At 69.5% G+C, this 17,677-nt stretch carries 17 protein-coding genes; 6 read left to right on the top strand and 11 right to left on the bottom strand.

All coding sequences use genetic code 11. The annotated features are described in order from the left end of the window. Nucleotides 1-6: 6 nt before the first annotated feature. Nucleotides 7-1,284 (bottom strand): acetyl-CoA C-acetyltransferase, encoded by a 1,278-nt coding sequence (locus AB0M01_RS37715; protein WP_363677447.1) that lies wholly within the window; start codon nt 1,282-1,284, stop codon nt 7-9. Beyond that, nucleotides 1,281-2,069, bottom strand: coding sequence for a TetR/AcrR family transcriptional regulator (locus AB0M01_RS37710; protein ID WP_363677445.1), 789 nt, complete (start codon nt 2,067-2,069; stop codon nt 1,281-1,283). The genes AB0M01_RS37715 and AB0M01_RS37710 overlap by 4 nt, the downstream gene beginning before the upstream one ends. A 110-nt stretch (nt 2,070-2,179) precedes the next feature. Here AB0M01_RS37710 and AB0M01_RS37705 point away from each other — a divergent pair, with 110 nt between their 5' ends. After that, complete coding sequence (locus AB0M01_RS37705; protein WP_363677443.1) at nt 2,180-3,502, top strand: acyl-CoA dehydrogenase family protein; 1,323 nt, start codon at nt 2,180-2,182, stop codon at nt 3,500-3,502. 138 nt (nt 3,503-3,640) lie between these two features. Here the strand turns inward: AB0M01_RS37705 and AB0M01_RS37700 are convergent, their stop codons facing one another. Genes AB0M01_RS37700 through AB0M01_RS37690 form a run of 3 tightly spaced genes read right to left on the bottom strand, consistent with a single transcriptional unit; the run spans nt 3,641 to nt 6,223 of the window. After that, complete coding sequence (locus AB0M01_RS37700) at nt 3,641-4,390, bottom strand: hypothetical protein (RefSeq protein ID WP_363677442.1); 750 nt, start codon at nt 4,388-4,390, stop codon at nt 3,641-3,643. A 52-nt stretch (nt 4,391-4,442) separates the two neighbouring features. Continuing rightward, on the bottom strand, nt 4,443-5,099 hold the full coding sequence (locus AB0M01_RS37695; RefSeq protein ID WP_363677440.1) for a response regulator transcription factor: 657 nt from the start codon (nt 5,097-5,099) through the stop codon (nt 4,443-4,445). Continuing rightward, complete coding sequence (locus AB0M01_RS37690) at nt 5,096-6,223, bottom strand: sensor histidine kinase (protein ID WP_363677439.1); 1,128 nt, start codon at nt 6,221-6,223, stop codon at nt 5,096-5,098. Before AB0M01_RS37690 ends, AB0M01_RS37695 begins: the two co-directional genes overlap by 4 nt. A 164-nt stretch (nt 6,224-6,387) precedes the next feature. Between AB0M01_RS37690 and AB0M01_RS37685 the strand changes: the two genes are divergently transcribed. Beyond that, nucleotides 6,388-6,837: a DUF6326 family protein gene (locus AB0M01_RS37685; protein ID WP_363677438.1), complete on the top strand. Its 450-nt coding sequence runs from the start codon at nt 6,388-6,390 to the stop codon at nt 6,835-6,837. A 3-nt stretch (nt 6,838-6,840) separates the two neighbouring features. Here AB0M01_RS37685 and AB0M01_RS37680 read toward each other — a convergent pair whose 3' ends face one another. From AB0M01_RS37680 to AB0M01_RS37660, 5 genes are all read right to left on the bottom strand, one after another. Next, nucleotides 6,841-7,221: a Rid family hydrolase gene (locus AB0M01_RS37680; protein WP_363677437.1), complete on the bottom strand. Its 381-nt coding sequence runs from the start codon at nt 7,219-7,221 to the stop codon at nt 6,841-6,843. A gap of 40 nt (nt 7,222-7,261) precedes the next feature. Continuing rightward, nucleotides 7,262-8,782 carry a nitric oxide synthase oxygenase gene (locus tag AB0M01_RS37675; protein ID WP_363677436.1) on the bottom strand — a complete coding sequence of 507 codons (1,521 nt, stop codon included), beginning with the start codon at nt 8,780-8,782 and terminating at the stop codon, nt 7,262-7,264. A gap of 30 nt (nt 8,783-8,812) precedes the next feature. After that, nucleotides 8,813-9,316 (bottom strand): DivIVA domain-containing protein, encoded by a 504-nt coding sequence (locus AB0M01_RS37670; RefSeq protein WP_363677435.1) that lies wholly within the window; start codon nt 9,314-9,316, stop codon nt 8,813-8,815. Further along, complete coding sequence (locus AB0M01_RS37665; protein ID WP_363677434.1) at nt 9,264-10,565, bottom strand: globin domain-containing protein; 1,302 nt, start codon at nt 10,563-10,565, stop codon at nt 9,264-9,266. Before AB0M01_RS37665 ends, AB0M01_RS37670 begins: the two co-directional genes overlap by 53 nt. A 526-nt stretch (nt 10,566-11,091) precedes the next feature. Beyond that, the gene (locus AB0M01_RS37660; protein WP_363677432.1) at nt 11,092-13,578 is read right to left on the bottom strand and encodes a DEAD/DEAH box helicase; all 2,487 of its coding nucleotides are present in this window, start codon (nt 13,576-13,578) and stop codon (nt 11,092-11,094) included. Between the two features lie 479 nt (nt 13,579-14,057). Here AB0M01_RS37660 and AB0M01_RS37655 point away from each other — a divergent pair, with 479 nt between their 5' ends. Beyond that, the gene (locus AB0M01_RS37655) at nt 14,058-14,264 is read left to right on the top strand and encodes a hypothetical protein (RefSeq protein WP_363677430.1); all 207 of its coding nucleotides are present in this window, start codon (nt 14,058-14,060) and stop codon (nt 14,262-14,264) included. Nucleotides 14,265-14,345: 81 nt separating this feature from the next. On the opposite strand, the gene AB0M01_RS37650 is transcribed toward AB0M01_RS37655, so the two are convergent. After that, nucleotides 14,346-14,915, bottom strand: coding sequence for a hypothetical protein (locus tag AB0M01_RS37650; RefSeq protein ID WP_363677429.1), 570 nt, complete (start codon nt 14,913-14,915; stop codon nt 14,346-14,348). 211 nt (nt 14,916-15,126) lie between these two features. Between AB0M01_RS37650 and AB0M01_RS37645 the strand changes: the two genes are divergently transcribed. The 3 genes from AB0M01_RS37645 (at nt 15,127) to AB0M01_RS37635 (ending at nt 17,618) form a co-directional block, all read left to right on the top strand. Then, nucleotides 15,127-15,462: a YciI family protein gene (locus tag AB0M01_RS37645; protein ID WP_363677427.1), complete on the top strand. Its 336-nt coding sequence runs from the start codon at nt 15,127-15,129 to the stop codon at nt 15,460-15,462. A gap of 151 nt (nt 15,463-15,613) precedes the next feature. Further along, entirely contained in the window at nt 15,614-16,627 is a 1,014-nt protein-coding gene (locus AB0M01_RS37640; RefSeq protein WP_363677426.1) for a Gfo/Idh/MocA family oxidoreductase, read from the top strand. After that, on the top strand, nt 16,620-17,618 hold the full coding sequence (locus tag AB0M01_RS37635) for a Gfo/Idh/MocA family oxidoreductase (protein ID WP_363677425.1): 999 nt from the start codon (nt 16,620-16,622) through the stop codon (nt 17,616-17,618). The genes AB0M01_RS37640 and AB0M01_RS37635 overlap by 8 nt, the downstream gene beginning before the upstream one ends. Nucleotides 17,619-17,677 lie beyond the last annotated feature (59 nt).

Genomic DNA, 17,677 nt, shown 5'->3' with positions numbered 1-17,677 from the left:
CTCCCACTACTTCTCGAGGATGGCGACGACGCCCTGGCCACCGGCGGCGCAGATCGAAATCAGGCCACGGCCGCCACCGTTCTCGTCCAGCTGCTTGGCCAGCGCGGCCACGATCCGCCCGCCGGTCGCGGCGAACGGGTGGCCGGCGGCGAGCGAGCTGCCGTTGACGTTCAGCTTGGCGCGGTCGATCTCGCCGAGCGGCGCGTCCAGGCCGAGCCGTTCCTTGCAGAAGATCGGGTCCTCCCAGGCCTTCAGCGTCGACAGCACCTGGGACGCGAACGCCTCGTGGATCTCGTAGTAGTCGAAGTCCTGCAGGGTCAGGCCGGCCCGCGCGAGCATCTTCGGTACGGCGTACGCGGGGGCCATCAGCAACCCCTCGGCGCCCTTCACGTAGTCGACGGCGGCGGTCTGCGCGTGGGTCAGGTAGGCGAGCGGGCGCAGGCCGTGCTCAGCGGCCCACTCGTCGGTTGACAGCAGCACGGCCGACGCGCCGTCGGTGAGCGGGGTCGAGTTGCCCGCGGTCATCGTCGCGGTCTCGCCCTTGCCGTACACGGTCTTGAGCTTGGCGAGCTTCTCGAGCGTGGTGTCGGGGCGCAGGTTCTGGTCCTTCTCCAAGCCCAGGTACGGCGTGATCAGGTCGTCGTGAAATCCGCGGTCGTACGACGCCGCCAGGTTGATGTGCGAGCGGTAGGCCAGCTCGTCCTGCGCCTCGCGGGTGACACCCCACTCCAGCGCGGTGAGCGCGGCGTGCTCGCCCATCGACTTGCGGGTCCGCGGCTCGGCGTTGCGCGGGATCTCCGGGACGATGTCCTTCGGGCGGACCCGGGCGAGCACCTTCAGCCGGTCCGGTGCGCTCCTGGCCCGGTTGAGGTCGAGCAGGATCTGGCGCAGCTTGTCGTTGACCGCGATCGGCGCGTCCGAGGCCGTGTCGACACCGCCCGCGACCCCGGCGTCGATCTGGCCGAGGGCGATCTTGTTCCCGACCAGGATCGCCGCCTCGAGCCCGGTGCCGCAGGCCTGCTGCAGGTCGTACGCCGGGGTGGTCGCGGCCAGCTTCGACCCGAGCACCACCTCGCGGACCATGTTCCAGTCCCGGGCGTGCTTGAGGACGGCACCGGCGACGACCTCGCCGAGCTCGGCGCCGCCGAGGCCGGTGCGGTCGACCAGGCCGTTGAGCGCGGCGGTGAGCATGTCGGAGTTGGAGGCGTGCCGGTAGTTCTTGTCCTGCCGGGCGAACGGGATCCGGTTGCCTGCGACAACGGCAACCTTGCGGGGTTCGGTCACGGGGTTTCTCCTGTGCTGCGGCCGGCGGTCGCCTTGGTGGGTTTCCTGGTTACCTTGCCGTCTGCGATCTTGTTGCCTGAGGCCCGGATGTTGCCGAGCGCCCGGCGACCGACCGCGGTGGCCAGCGTCGCCGTGATGGCAGTCTCCCGGACGGTCGCGACATCGGCCTGGTGCACCACCGGGTGTCCCGGTTGCGTCGCGGACACGATCAGGCCCATCCGTGCCATGTGCAGCGAGCCGAGCGTCTGGGTGTAGAGGTGGTTGGCCAGGTAGTCGGCGTCGACGTCGTCGAACACGCCGGCCCGCTGGCCGGCCACGAGGATGGTCGAGATCCGCTGCAGCGCGCTGCCCATCGCCGTACCGAGCTTGAGCATCACCGGCTCGGTGATCTCGCCGAACAGCTCGTCCCCGGTGCGCCGCAGCAGACTCATCGCGCAGTCGGCGAAGGCCGGGTACTCCAGGCAGAAGTCGACGAACACCTCGCTCAGGGCGCGGAGCCGGTTCATCGGCGTACGGCGGGGGCTGTCGACTGCTTCGAGCCGCTCGTCCAGCTCGCCCAGGTAGTCGATCAAGGTGAGCGCGAACAGCTCTTCCTTGCCCGCGAAGTGCCGGTAGATGAGGGCCTTGTTGATGCCGACCCGCTTGGCGACCTCGTCGATCTGGGCGTCGATCGAGCCGCGCTCGTCGAACAGCTCGCGGGTGCAGCGGATGATGTCCCGCTCCCGGTCGCGACGGCGCTCCGCCGTGGTGCGGCGGCGTCCGATCGCGAGCAACGCGGAGCTCATGCACCGATCTTAGTCACAGGGGTGCCGCCCGGTGCAAACGCCGGTTACACTCGCGGGTAACATTGCTCTCGAATGCGTTCTTCCCCTGCCCTGCTCGCCCGGAGGACTCGATGACCATGACCGACCCGAAGCCCGCCGTCTCCGCCGACGTGATGGCCCTCGCCGGCGAGCTCGGCGCCGAGCGGGCGAAACCGGGCTGGAGCGCGTTCTCGCTGGCCATCAACGACGACCAGCGCGAGCTGCGCGACTGGGCGCACACCTTCGCCGCCGACGTGATCCGCCCCGCCGCCTCGGAGTGGGACGAGCGCGAGGAAACCCCGTGGCCGGTGATCCAGGAGGCCGCGAAGATCGGCCTGTACGGGCTCGAGGCGAGCATCAACCTGTTCATCGACCCGTCCGGCCTGCTGATGCCGCTGGTCCAGGAGGAGCTGTTCTGGGGTGACGCCGGCATCGGCATGTCCCTGGTCGGCACCGGCCTGGCCTCGTCCGCGATCTTCTCCAACGGCACCCCCGAGCAGTGGGCCCAGTGGCTCCCGCGCTGCTACGGCACGCCGGACGACGTACAGGTCGCCGCGTTCTGCTCCTCCGAGCCCGGCGCCGGCTCGGACGTCTCCGCGATCCGCACGCGGGCGACGTACGACGAGAAGACCGACGAGTGGGTCATCAACGGCCAGAAGGCCTGGGCCACCAACGGCGGCATCGCCGACGTCCACGTCGTCGTCGCGACCGTCGACCCTGCTCTGGGCACCAAGGGGCAGGCAGCCTTCGTCGTACCCAAGTCTGAGGTGGTTGGCCTGGAGCAGGGCACCAAACTCAAGAAGCACGGCCTCCGCGCCTCCCACACCGCCGACGTCTTCTTCGACAACGTCCGCATCCCCGCCGCCAACGTCCTAGGCGGCAAGGAGAAGCTCGACACCCGCCTGGCCAAGGCCCGCGAAGCCACCTCCGGCGGCGCCCGCAACGCCTCCATGGCCACCTTCGAGATGACCCGCCACATCGTCGGCGCCCAAGCCATCGGCATCGCCCGCGCGGCGTACGAGGTCGCCCTCGACTACGCCAAGACCCGCGAACAGTTCGGCCGCCCGATCATCGACAACCAGGGCATCGCCTTCAAACTCGCCGACATGGCACTGGAAATCGACGCCGCACGCCTGCTGGTCTGGCGAGCCGCCAACATGTCCTCGGCCCTGATGCGCGGCGAAACCCCCGACTACCGCCACGGCGAAGGCTCCATGGCCAAACTCAAGGCCGGCGAGGTCGCCGTCAAGGTCACGGAAGAAGCCATCCAAATCCTCGGCGGCAACGGCTACACGCGGGAGTACCCGGTGGAGCGGATGCACCGCGACGCGAAGATCTACACGATCTTCGAGGGCACCTCGGAGATCCAGCGGCTGGTCATCTCTCGCGCAATCTCGGGAATGCGGATCAGGTAGAAGAACTACAGGCGACTCAGAGAAACAACAAAAGAACAGAAAACAGAAAAGAAAGATTAGAATGAGAGTTGCCTGGTTGCTGCCGGCAGGAACGTGCGGCTGGGCGCTCGGTTGTCCGTGATTTCGCTGCGAGTCGGACTACGGGCGGTGGAGCGCGCCGGTTCGGTCGACCCACCACACCTCGATTCCCGCAGCATCCAGCGACCCAGTCGTTTCGGAATGCACGTTCCGGTATCGCGGGAAGTCGGGGAGGGCAATCACGCTGCGCCAAGAGGGCTCCTTACCCCGCAGTCGCATGGCGGCGAGCACGGCTTGGGCATACCAGTGCCCAGCTTGGGTGCTTGGTGCAGTGCGCTTCTTCTCGCCTGCGCGCGAGGGGTCCGCGTACGCGCGGCTCGGGTATCCCTTCACTTCGATGCCTACAGTCTGTCCGTGTCGAGAAGCGATCACATCGACCCCGCGCTCCTTCGAGGCAGTGTTGGCTACGGACAGAATGCGCCAGCCGTCGGTTGCGAGAGCAGTGACCAGCATGGATTGAATGTTGGCTTCCGTGTGCCACTCGTCTGCCGGTGGTGTCGTCCTCAGTGGAGGTTGCTGGGTGCGAACTTCGCTGCTGTGGCCGCTGCGCCAGTCCGCGATTTCGTCGGAGGTGGCGCGCCGAAAGAGTCCGCGATCGAGCCGGGTGAGGAACGGCTCCTTCTTTGAGAACTGGGAACGGTTGACAACGTTCCAGCAGGCACCCCGGATATGCGTTCGCACTGTTTGATCGCTGGCTTGCGAGGGCGCGTGACGGTGAAACCACGAGAGGACCTCTTGAGACGTGAAAGGTCCAGGCTGGATCGCTGCGTAGTCCCGCAATCGATCCCAGACTGTCAGCGACTCCTTCATGAGCCTAGACTGCCAGACGCGCCGGGCATCACAGAGCCCACAGCCTTGACGACTAGCTGGGTCGGACGCGTTTGGTGTCGTGGGCCCAGATGGCTATTTCTACTCGGTTTCGGGCGTTGAGTTTGGTCATCAGGGCGGCTACGTGGGACTTGACTGTGCTCAGGCCTACGTAGAGGTCGGTGGCTATTTCGGCGTTGGTTCGGCCTCGGGCGACGAGGGCGAGGACCTCTTCCTCGCGGTCGGTGAGGGGGTCCAGGGGTTGGATCGGTACGGCGGGGGACTGGGCGGCGAAGGTTGCCAGGAGGCGGCTGGTGATGTTGGGGGCGATGAGGGCGTCGCCGTTGGCGGCTGCGTGGATGGCTTGGACCAGGAGTTGGGGGCCGGCGTCTTTGAGGAGGAAGCCTCGGGCGCCGGCTCGGAGGGCGCCTAGGACGTACTCGTCGAGGTCGAAGGTGGTGATGACGACGACTGCCAGTGGGTCTTGGACGTCTGGGCCGGCTAGGCGGCGGGTTACCTCTACGCCGTCGAGGCCGGGCATGCGGATGTCGCAGAGGAGGACGTCGGGGCGTAGGCGGGTGGCCAGGTCTAGGGCTGTGAGGCCGTCTGGTGCTTCGCCGACGACTTCGAGGTCGGGTTGGGCGTTGAGGATCATGACCAGGCCGGTGCGGACCAGATCCTGGTCGTCGGCGACTAGGACGCGGATGGTCATCTCGGCGACTCCACGGGCAGCACGGCTTCGACCACCCAGCCGCCCTTGGGGACTGGGCCGGCGGAGAACGATCCGCCGAGGAGTTGGGTGCGTTCGGCCATGCCCTGGAGGCCGAAGCCGGGGGCCGACGGTGGGCCTGGGGTGGTTTGGCCGTTGTCGGTGACGCGTAGCTTGATGGCGTTGCCGTTTCGGCGTACGGCGATCTCGACGCGGGTCGCGTTCCGGGCGTGCCGTACGGCGTTGGTCAGGGACTCCTGGGCGAGGCGGTAGAGCGCGGCGTCGACGGGTCGGGTCAGCCGGGTCACCGAGGCGTCCAGGGAGACCTCGACGGTGGGTGTTGCGCTAGGGCGCGCCAGCGCGGGCAGGTCTGCGACGCCCATCGGCGGTGCGTAGGCGACGGCTTCGTCGTCGCGCAGCACCCGGACCATGGATCGCATCTCGGCCAGGGTTTGCGTTGCCTCGTTCTCGATCGCGGCCAGGACCTCGGCGGCCTTCTCGGGCTGGAGACTGGCGACCACGCCGCCGGCCTGCGCCTGTACGGCGATGGCCGAGACGTGGTGAGCCACCGTGTCGTGCAGCTCGCGCGCCAGCGCGACCCGTTCCTGGTTGCGGATCTCGCGCTGCCGGCGGTGCCAGAGGTCTGCGCGGTAGCGGAACACGACCGCGACGGCGGCGCAAAGCAGGACCAGGACGCCCCCGCCGAAGGTGTCGGCCCAGCCCGTTGAGGCGGCGTACATGCCCAGTACGACGACGACCGTCACGAACGCCGTACCGACGACGATCTCTCGGCCCGAGCCCCAGCGCACGAGGGAGTAGAGCAGGATCAAGGTGGCGATCATCGAGTCGAGGCCGAGGTTTCCGGTGTGGACGGTCAGTTGGAGGACGGTCAGCAGCCCGGCGACGCCCCACCCGATCAGGGCGGCCGGCAGCGGGCGCCTCCGTCGCAACAACACCGTAGGGATCAGCACCAGGGCAAGCAGCGTGACCAAGGGTCGCCAGGCGAGGTTCGGGCGGGCGATGCCCTCGACCAGTACGGCGACCGCGAGCACGCCGGCCAGCAGCCAGTCGAGCCGGCCGACGGGTGGGGCGTCGGCGGGCCGCGGTTCGTGCCAGAGAGTGACCACGGCTCCAGAGTAGGGTCCGGCGGACGTCGACGTACCAGCCGAAAGAACTAGAGGCAGGTCGTGCCATCGGCCGGGCGAAACCGAGCCTCTGGGCGGAGGTGCCGACCTGCTGGGCGACGCCATCGTGGAGCCACTGATCCGCACCACGACAATCGGAGCCCACGATGACAACCCTGGTAGACCAGCCGATCCCGGTCCGCGCCAAGCTCGCCGCGACGTGGACGAGCTTCATGTTCCTCTACGCCTACGTCGACATCCTCAACTTCTTCACCCCCGGCGTCGTCGGCGACATCCTGGCCGGCAAGGTCTTCGAGTTCGACCTGTCCCAGACCTTCTCGACCTCGGCGCTGGCCCTCGTCTCCGTCCCGGCCCTGATGATCGCGCTGTCGATGATGCTGCCCGCCAGGGCGAGCCGTACGACGAACCTCGTCGTGGCCACGCTCTACGTCCCCGTCACGGCCTTCAATCTGGTGGGCGAGGACTGGCGGTACTTCTACGGCCTCGGCGTCGCGCTGGAGCTGATCCTGCTCGCCTTCATCCTGCGCAGCGCCTGGACCTGGCCGTCGACGACCACGGCTAACCGCGGGGCCGTGCGCGCCCACCAGCAGGCGTGACCGCTACTCGACGAACGCGGTCATGCGGATCGAGACCAGCAGCCCGGGTACGTCGACGCCGAGCTTGGCGACGTACCGGGTCGGGGGATCGGTCGGGAACCAGCGGGCGTACTCCTCGTTGAGAGCGGCGAAGTCGGCGGGGTCGGTGAGCAGGATGCCGACCTCGACGACGTCGTCGAGCTCGGCGCCGCCGGCCCGGAGAATCGCGCGGCAGTTCTCCAGCGCCTGCCTGGTCTGGGCCTCGATGCTGTCTCCCGCGAACTTGCCGGTCTGCGGGTCGACACCGGTGGTCCCCGAGACGAGCAGCTGGGATCCGGCCCGGACGCCCTGGCTGTAGTACGGCGAACTCGGCGCGTTCGCGGTCGAGATGATGTGTCGTCCCATGACCGTCTTCTTACTCTCGCGGCCGACGTTGCACAACGCGTCAGAGGCGGAAAGCCGGGGGAGTGCCCTGGAGGCCGCGGGACGTGGTTTCGGGGTCGGTGAAGAAGTTGGGGGACTGTTCGTCGGCGGTGTAGAGGCGGTGGAAGACGGGGGTCTGGGAGCCGGACATCGGGGGGACGATCCAGGACCAATCGGTGGGGCACTGGCGGCCGGCGCGTTCTTCGCGGTCGAGGTGGACGAGGAAGCGGCGGGACTCGGTGTGGTGGTCGGTGATCGAGACGCCCTGGGACTTGAAGGAGTGCAGGACGGCGCGGTTGAGCTCGACCAGGGCTCGGTCTCGCCAGAGGGTGGCTTCGGTGGAGGTGTCGAGGCCGAGGCGCTGGGCCACCTCCGGGATGAGGGCGTAGCGGTCCTCGTCGGCCAGGTTGCGGGCGCCGATCTCGGTGCCCATGTACCAGCCGTTGAAGGGCGCGGCGGGGTAGGAGATGCCGCCGATGTCGAGGCGGTTGTTGCTGATCACCGGTACGGCGTGCCAGCGGAGGTTCAGGTCGGCGAACCAGGGGAGGTCGGGGTGCTCGAGGGGGACCTCGTGGATCGAGTGTTGGGGGAGCTGGAACAGCTGGGGGCCCTCGTCGGCGGTTTCGACAACCAGGGGGAGGACGTCGAAGGCGCTGCGGCGAGTAGGAGGTTGCCAGCCTCGGCGGATGAGTTCGGTGGTGAAGGGGCGGTAGCGCGGGTCGCCGAGGACGCGGCCGTCGGGCTCGGCGTAGCCGGCGTACCGGATGAGTTGTTCGTTCCAGATCCTCGGCGCCGGTCTGGTCGGGGTCTCGGGGGCGAAGATGCTGATCATCGGGCGGATCTTGCCGCCGTTGTGGGCGGCGCGGAGGTGGTCGAAGCAGTGACCTGCTACGCCGGAAGCGTCGCCGACGGTGCGCAGGTCGCGGACCTGGAGGCTGCGCCAGTAGAGGCGGCCGATGCAGCGGGCGTTGTTGCGCCAGGCCACTCGTGCGCCGAACGCGAGCTCCTCGGGGGTGTGCCAGTAGGTGCCGGTGAGGTCGATCTCGCGGTGGACGGCGGCGATACGCGGGCCGATGCGGCCGGAGCGGGGGTTCTCGGCGGCGTAGAGCTCGAGGAACTCCTCAGCAGCAGCGCGTACGGCGTCTTGGCCGGTCCAAGCCGGAGCCGCGACCGGGGCAGGGGGCGAGACGCCGTGAGCCGGGCAGCCCGCCGGAGCGGCTGAGCCGTTCGCCGGATAACGCGCTGGACCGGCTTCCGGCGATGGAGGCTGCTCGGCCTCGGGTCGCCGTACGGCGTGAGGCGGCGGGTGCGTCGGTCGAGCCTGCACCCTCCCCGGACCAGGCGACGCCCGCCGCCCGCCCCGGGGAGCCTTGTGCCACGGCCGGTCGCCGATCTGCAGCAGCTGCTCGCCACCGACGAGCTGCGGCGCGCAGGTCCGCAGGGCGGCGAACAGCAGCACCAGCATCAGTACGACGCTCGTCGGGAAGCTGGTCGGCACGGTCCAGCCGGTGAAGGCAGCGGCCGTTGCGGCGAGGACGATCACAACAGGGCGGTGCTGTGCGGGTCCCACGGTCTATCCCGGAGTGCCCGGTGCGTGACCGTTGCGGGAGCGGGGATGCGGGTCGTCGGTGAAGAACGCGTCGGCCGCGGGTTCGGTCGGCGTCACGGTGCCGAGGTGCCCGACCTCCGAGGCGAACGTGCTCACGATCGACTGCATCTGCGCCTGCGCGGTCTCGGCGTACGAACGGACCTGCTGCCCGGCGGTGTTCATCGCCTCGGCGACGATGCGGCGCTCGTGCTCGCGGGCCTGGCCGATCCGCTCGCGCGCGTCGCGGCTGACGTCACTGACCATCTCCTCGACCACCAGCTGGGCCTGGCTGAACATCTGGACGACCTGCTCGTTGACGCGGTCACCCGCCTGCTCGTACTGGTCGAGCTCGGCCTGCACCCGCTGCAGCTCGGCCTGGAGGCGCTCGCCGTTCGCGCGGCTCGCGGACAGCTCGTGGTCCATCGCCTGCAGCTGGTCAGCGAGCCGATCGAGGTAGGCGTAGACCTCGCCGGCGTCGAGTCCACGCATCCGCTTCGGGAAGGTCTCGTCCCGGATCGACCGAGCCGTCTGCCGTGGCGAACCCTGACGGTGCTTGCTGGTCCTCACTGGGTGTCTCCTGCCGTAGTAGCGGTGGCCCGGCGGTGTGGTCGTCCGCGGCCGCGTAGTAGAAGTGCTCGTACTTGATGTGCTCGGGCGGCAGGCCGGCGGCGGCGAGCCGTTCGAGCGTGTGCGCGACCATCTGCGGCCCGCCGCAGACCATCGCCGTCCGGCCGGGCTGCACCTGCCGAGCGGCGACCGTGCCGACCTTTCCGCGCGTTCCCGGGTACGACGGGTCGTCGGACACGACCTCGGTGTACTCGAACCACGACCGCGTCTCGGCCAGCTGCCGCAGCCGCGGCCGGTCGTACAGATGCCAAGGCATCCGTACGCCGTGCAGCAGGTGCACCGAGGGACCGCTGCCCGACCGGTGCCACGCGCCGTCGATCTGTTCGAGCAGCGCGAGCAGCGGCGCCAGACCGGTCCCGCCGGCTACCAGCAGCAGCTCCCGCGGCGAGGTGTCGCGCAGAGTCAGCCGTTCGCCGACCGGTGCTCCGAGCTTGACGGTGTCGCCGGCCTTCAGCGACCGCACGACGCTCGGACTCACCTGGCCGCCGTCGATCTGCTGGACGTGCAGGTCGATCGAGCCGTCCGCTCGCGGCGCGTTGGCCGGGCTGAAGTACCGCCACTGCCGGGGGCGCTGCGGGATCTCCATCGAGATCGACTGGCCGGGCCGGAACGCGAACGGCCGCCGCGGCCGCACGGTCAGCAGCGTGAGGTCCATCGTGCGCCGCTCGGCCGACATCACGTCGGCGTCCCACCAGTCCGGCGTGGACTCCGACGCGTCCTCCGCCGCCTCGACCATGATCCGCGCCACCACCTGGTACGCCGCCGTCCAGTGCGCGGCCAGCTCCTCGTCCCACTCCGGCCCCAGGAAGTGGGCGAGCGTCGCGCACAGCGAGGCGCCGACCGCGTTGTAGTGCTCGGCCAGTACGGCGTACTTGCGGTGGTCGCGCCCGAGGTGCTGCAGGAAGGCGGCGTCGTGCTCGATCTGGTCGGCGTGGCTGACGATCCGGCCGAGGGCGCCGACGAACTTGTCGCGCTGGTTGGCCATCGACAGCGGGAACATCGAGCGCACCTCGGGGTACGACACGAACAGGTGTGAGTAGAAGTACAACGGGACCTGTTCGCCGTGCTCGGTGACCTGGTCCCAACTGCGTTGCAGGGCCTGTGCATCCATCGGAGATCGCTATCTGTCTCGATTCGTCAACTCGTCGAGAAAAGCGAACGTTTCGTTCCTGGGACACACGTGTTCCCGCTCGCCGGCGGCGCGTGCCGGCAGGTGTTCCGTGGACAAGGGTGCCCTCCCAATTCCAGTCCCCGAGTCGTCTCCGGTGCTTCGACCTTCCCGATCTACCCGTGCTCGACGAGGGTAAACCGTTGAAAGGACTCAAAGGTCTCGAAATTCTGGAACCCAACGGGTGGTTGAGATGTGGACGACTTGCCGCCCCGGCGGGCTCCCGGAAAGGGGCCTGCGGCAACCATCGGGAAATCCGCAGGTCAGGGCCGGAATTCACTGCTCGGAAGACAACTGGTCTACACCGGGAAATGCCTTCTGGTATGTCCCGGAATTAACGGGCCGTCGGCCCATATAATATTCGACTAATCGGCTGTGACGTCCGCCGTTGACGCCGGGCCGCCCGCTTTGGTAAAGCAGGAGCCCGGCGTCGGGGTAGCAGGACGGCGGCGTGGTGGTCGAACCGGATTTATCCGGCTTCGAGCGCGTTCGTCAGCAGTGTCGCGAGGGCCTCGACCTGGATGTCGATGGTCGCCTGGTCCTCGGGGTCGGCACCGTCCAGCGCGACGGCGGCCAGCCCGGCCTTGCTGTCGATCAGGTCGGCGATCCGGGTGTCGATGGTCTGGGCCGCGATCACGCGCCAGGCCGTGACGGGCTCCTGCTGGCCGATCCGGTGCACCCGGTCGATCGCCTGGGTCTGCTCGGCGTTCGTCCAGGACAGCTCGGCCAGTACGACGTTCGACGCGACCTGGAGGTTCAGCCCGACGCCCGCGGTCAGCAGCGAGCAGACGACGATCGAGACGTCCGGGTCGTTGACGAACGCGTCGATGTTCTTCTGCCGCGTGGTCGGGGACTGGTCGCCGCGGATCGAGGCGTAGCTGATGCCGCGGTCGGCGAACAGCTGCTCGGCGGTGTCCATCGCCTCGATGTGGCGGGCGAAGTACACGACCTTGCCGACGTTGTGCGCCAGCTGGGCCGCGTAGTCGGCGGCTAGCGTCGCCTTGGCCTTGCCGATCCGGCGTACGAGCGTGAAGACGTTCTCGCCGGTCTTGGCCGTCGAGGTCTCGGTGCGCTCCCACTCGGCGACCTGGCGGACCAGGGTGTGGTCGATGCCGTCGACAACGACTCCGGAGGTGCGCAGCTCGAGCGCCGCGTGGTACCGGGAGACCAGCCGCGCGGCGAGCTCGCGCTCGGCCTCGCGGATCGAGCGGCCGACCGAACCGTCGAGCTCGACCGGCAGGTTCGCGATCCGGCGGGCGGGGATGTCGGCCGCGACGTCGACCTTGCGGCGGCGCACGATGCCCATGTCGATCACGCTGGTCCGGGCCGCCGGGTAGAAGGCCGGGTCGGCCGGCGTCAGGTCGGTCTCCTCGAGCTTCTCCATCAGGACGGCGCCCGGGGAGCGCTCCTCGATCCAGCCCAGGTACTGCCAGATCGCGGTGAAGTCCTCGATGTCGTTGATCAGCGGCGTACCGGTCAGTGCCATCAGCAACGGCCGCGCCGTCCGGGAGCGGATCCGCTCGGACAGGTGCAGCACGTTGCGGGAGCGGTGCGACTTCTTGTTCTTGATGAAGTGCGCCTCGTCGACGACCATGCCGCGGAAGCCGAAGTCGACCAGCCAGCCGACATGCCGGTCGAGGACCTCGTAGTTCACCACCACGATGTCGGCGAAGCCGTCGATCGAGTCGCCGTCGCCCTGGATCACGGTCGCCTTGCGCTTCGGCGTCCACAGATCGGCCTCGCGGGCCCAGTTCGTCTTGACGACGTTCGGTACGACGACCAGCAGCGGGTACGCGTTCGCCGCCTGGGCGGCGAGCAGGGCCTGGGCGGTCTTGCCGAGGCCGGGCTCGTCGGCGAGCAGGAACGTGCGGTGGCCGTCGGACGCCGAGGCGATCAGCTGGGCCTGGTGCAGCATCAGCTCGCGGCCGCCCGCGGCCTGGAGCGAGGCCGGGTCGGGGAGCGACATGCTCGCCGAGGCGCCGGCCTGCTCGAAGGAGCGGAGCAGGGGACCGATCAGTTCCCACCCGGCCAGGCGGCGCGGCTTGGCCTCCTTCTGCGGCGCGGCCGAGAAGTCGGGCGCGAGGAACGGGTTCGCGAGCTGCCGTGAGACGACCGACTGCGGCACGACCTGCCGCGGCGGGGGAGCGGTCTCGGTGGGCGGCTCGACCGGCTTGGGCTTTTCCACCGGCGCTTCGAGACCGGCCGCGAGCAGCATCTCGCGCTGCAGCGCGACGGCGGCTTCGGACATCACCGCGTCCTCGGCGAGCAGAGCGAGCAGCGAGGGCTCGCGGGCGGCGGTCTTGGCGAGGATGGTCGCGACCCCGTCGAGCCGGCGGAGCTGCTCCGCGCGGTACGCGTCGGTCGCGGTCGCGTCGCCGTTCACCTGGGCGCGCTCCTGGCGCACGAGCAGGCCGATCACCTGGAACTTGGTCCGGATCGAGGGCGCGATCGCACCCCGCTCGACGGCTGCTTCGACCTCGCGGACGGCGCGCGCGAGGACCGGGATCAGTCCGTCCGCGTCGTCGGTACGCCGCTTGCGCCGCGTCCCGCCGCCGCCCGATCCGCCGCGCGAAGCGCCACCGCGGGACGAGCCGCCGGAGCTGCCACGGGACGAGCCGCCCGAGCCGCCGGAGCGCGAGGACCCGCCGCGGCCACCGCCGGACCCGCTGCGCGAACCGCCGCCTCCGCCGCGCGACCCCGCGGCGGCCGAGGCACGTGAGCCACCACCCGAGGCGCTGCGCGAGCCGGATCCGCTCCGGGAGTCCCCGGACCCACCGCGCGACCCCGCGTCGGCCGAAGCGCGCGAGGAGCTGCGACCGGAGGAGTTCCGCGAGCCGGTGCTCGACCCGCCGCGGGTGCTCGCCGTACCGGCGCTGCCGCGCGGGTCTCCGGCGGACGCGCCGCGGTCGGTGCTGGGTGCGTCGGTGCCGGGCTGGCGACGACCTCGGTTGGCCAAGAATCCTCCTCAGAGCCACCGCGGCACGGTGCCGCGGCACAACAGCGACGCCGTACGCCGCCGGCGGTCCGGTGAACCGGCGTGCGAGCACGGTTCATCGACTCGTCGAGCGGCCGAGGACCCTCCGGCGGAACTGGCTGTCGTGCGGGACGACGGGTGGATGGCCGTGAGTTCCAGCCCCGGGCGAAGTGGTCGCGGCGGGATCAGCGGTGCGGGGGCGTCAAGCCCACACCGTCAATAGTAGTTCCCCGCCCCCGGTCTGTGTCACCGGTACGGAGAGGTTATCTGTCCGGCCGGTCACCGAGGCCGGTCCGTTGCTCTGTCCACAGGCCCCGGGAGGCTCGATGCACAATCTGTGGATGGTTGTGGACAACCTGTAACGGGGATCGGGCAGATGCTGCAACATCAGTGCTGAACGGCCCCCGTCTGCGCTCCCGCCGACCGGGTACCGGGCCGGTCTTCGAGTCAGGAGGCGAATGATGGGTGCAGTTCTGTGGATCCCGGTGCTGCTGATCGCGCTGCTCGCGATCGGCGGTGTGCTCTGGGCGCTGTTCGGCGCCGGACTCGGCGCCACGGCGGCGGCGAAGTCGGCCAAGGGTGAGACCACCGGTGAGACGGCCGCGCACACCGACGAGCGGACGAAGTCGCGGCACGTGGACACCACGCCGCCCGACCAGACGGGCTGAGGCCGCCGTACCGGACCTGTACTCCGTGAGGCTGCGGTATCCGTCGGGACCCTGCGCCCGACGGATACCGCAGGTCTTGGGTCAGCCGCAGATGGACGTTCGCATCACGTCGGCGGGGCTGTTCCAGTTGGCGCAGCCGGTGCCGGAGTGCCCGTACCAGTCGTGGCCGAACTCGTGCGCCGCGAGCAGAGGGACGTCGCCGACCGCGCTGGCGACCAGCGTGATCCGCTGGCCGGCGCCGTAGTTGCAGCCGATGACGGTGCCGGCGCCGCAGTCGGTGATGTAGCCGTCCTGGCAGGAGACGGGCGTGCCGCCACCCTCGGTCAGGCCGTTCCAGGCGGCCGCACCCTGGCGGATCTGGTTCGCGTACGGCGCGCAGGACGCGGTGATCGTGTACGAGCGGGCGCTCGGGACGTCCCAGCCGAGCATCTTGGCCGGCATCGGCGCGGCGGCCTTGCCCGGCACCAGCTGGACGCCGTGGGCGTCGGTGCCGTGCTCGTCGTCGGCCGCGAGCGTCATGGTCTGGGCGGTCGTCGACATGGTCTGACTCGCGGCCTCGGGCAGGTCGTACGCCGAGGCGGCCGGGACCGATCCGAGTACGGTGGCCGCCACTGCCGCGAACAGCACCGTCACGCGCTGGAGATTTCTCATGGGGGTTTCCTTCCTCACTGGCACGGAATCGCCCATGAGCACACCGGGGGCGGAGCGGGTCGTCGGCCTGGCAGGCGGCGCTGACAACCTTGTCATGGGCGGTGACGTGACACATCGTTGTCAACCGACCACGAGCTGTCAAGGGGTTGTGCCGCAGCAACCGCTGTCCGGTTGACTGGTCGTTGCCATCGGCCCGTTCGAGAGGACCCTCATGCAGTTCGTGTTGCTGTACTACTACGACCCCGCCGTCGCCGGCCCGACGAAGGAGGAACTGCTCGACTGGCTGGCCTTCGACGCCGCGGTCCGGAAGGCCGGGGTGTTCGTGCACGAGGCGAGTTTTCACGCGGTCTCGCGAGCGCGGACCGTGCGGGTTCGCGGCGGCGTGACGTCGAGTGAGAAGGGTGGCGCGACCGGCTCGCCGGTACTGGCCGGGTACTACATCGTGAACGTTGCCGATGCCGAGGCCGCGGAGGTCTGGGCGGCGATGATTCCGACCGCCCGGTACGGCGCGGTGGAGGTCCGGCCGATCGTCGAGTACGACGCATAGCCGGGCTTTGTCAGCTCGGATTTGAATCGTTTCCAAATTTCCCGGCCGGATCGTGAGACGAACCGCCGACAGAGCCCGCGAGCGGGCGCCGGCCTTGGTTAGGTAGGTCGGAGATCGTTTTCCACTGACCGACCGGTGCGAGGAGAAGATGGTGTCGAAACCGCTCAAGATCGCGGCCCTGGGATTCTGGCACGTGCACGCGGGGGACTACTCCCGGCAGGCGCAGGAGCATCCGGGGACCGAGCTGGTCGCGGTGTGGGACGACGACCCCACGCGCGGCCGGGCCGGCGCCGAGCAGTTCGGGGTGCCGTACACCGACGACCTGGACGCGCTGCTGGCCCGCGACGACCTCGACGGCGTCACGGTGACCACGTCGACCGACGTGCACCGCGACCTGATGGTGAAGGTCGCGAACGCCGGCAAGCACATCTTCACCGAGAAGGTGCTCGCGCCGACCGTCGCCGAGGCCGAGGAGATCGTCGCCGCGGCCGACGCGAACGGCGTCAAGCTGGTGGTCTCGCTGCCGCGGCTCGCACACGGCTACACGCAGGCGATCCGCGAGGTGATCGACAGCGGTGACCTCGGCACGATCACGTACGGTCGGGTCCGGCTGTCGCACGACGGTGCGGTCTCCGATGGCGGCAAGGGCGGCTGGCTGCCCGAGCGGTTCTTCGACCCGAAGACCGCGATCGGGGGAGCGCTCACCGACCTCGGCTGCCACCCGGTCTACCTGACGCAGCTGTTCCTCGGCGCGCACCCGGAGACCGTGAGCGCGGTGTACCGGTCGGTGGCCGGGCTCGGGCTGGAGGACAACGCCGTCGTCACGGTCGGGTACGCCGACCAGCGGATCGGCGTCATCGAGGCCGGCTTCGCGAGCCGCAACCCGTTCACGATCGAGCTGTTCGGGACCACGGGCAGCCTGACGTACTCCGAGGACGGCAACGCGCTGCACGTCTTCGGGCCGGCGTACGGGGAGGGTAGGCAACTACCTGTGCCGGAGCACAGCATCGACCCGTTCGGTCAGTGGGTCGAGCACATCAGCAACGGAACACGGGCCGACGACAACATCTCTCGCGCGATCGAGCTGACCCGAATGGTTGTCGCGGCCAACGAAGCCGCCGAGACCGGAACCGTCGTGCAGTACGGAGGAGACGCGAATGCCTGAGCTCAAGGTCGGACTGATCGGCGCCGGCGGGATCGCGGGCGCGCACATCCGCGGGTACCAGGAGCACGCGGCGCGGATCGGGATCACCGCCGTGGCCGACGTCAACGAGCAGGCCGCGGCCGCGCGGGCCGAGGAGCTCGGCGCGACGCCGTACGCGGACTACCGGGAGATGCTCGAGCGCGAGGACCTCGACGCCGTCGACATCTGCCTGCCGCACCACCTGCACCGCGACGCGATCGTCGCCGCGGCCGAGGCCGGCAAGCACATCCTGTGCGAGAAGCCGCTGTGCTTGACGGCCGCGGAAGCTGCGGACGTCCGCGCGGCGGTGTCGGCCGCCGGTGTCACCCTGATGTGCGCGCACAACCAGCTGTTCCTGCCGGCCGTTGCCAAGGCCAAGGAACTCCTGGAGGCCGGCACGATCGGGACGGTCTTCGAGGTCCGGACGACCGACAGCTTCTACAACGACTTCGATCCGTCCTCGATGGGCTGGCGAGCCAGCGCGGCGACCAGCGGCGGCGGCGAACTGATCGACACCGGCTACCACCCGACGTACCTGCTGCTGCACCTCGCGGGCGGCAAGCCGGTCGAGGCGACGGCGATGCTCTCCACGCACCGGCTGAAGTTCATGGAAGGCGAGGACTCGGCGCAGGTCCTGGTCCGCTTCGACAACGGCGTCGTCGGCCAGCTGGTCACAAGCTGGGCCTACCAGCCGGCGGCATCGACCGAACGCTTCTCGGCGGTCGGCTCCGAAGGCGCCCTGCACAGCGACGGCAACACCCTGACGATCCGCCCGCGGTCGGGCGAGGTGAAGACCATCGAACTGGAGCCCGTCGACGGCTTCGTCGCCGAGATCGGCCACTTCGCCGACTCGCTGCTGAACAAGACCCGTCCCCTGCACACCGAGGAGGAAGGGATCGCGGTCCTCGGCATCCTGCTGGCCGCGTACGAGGGTGCGCGGACGAAGACGATCGCCCCGGTCCTGCCGAGCTGATCGGTGCACTACTGCATGAACGTCGTCCTCGGCCCCGACGGGCAGCCTTCAGCCGCGCT

Origin of the sequence: Kribbella sp. NPDC051770 (assembly GCF_040681455.1) — a bacterium.
GTDB lineage: Bacteria > Actinomycetota > Actinomycetes > Propionibacteriales > Kribbellaceae > Kribbella.
This window is presented reverse-complemented; position numbering and strand designations above follow the sequence as displayed.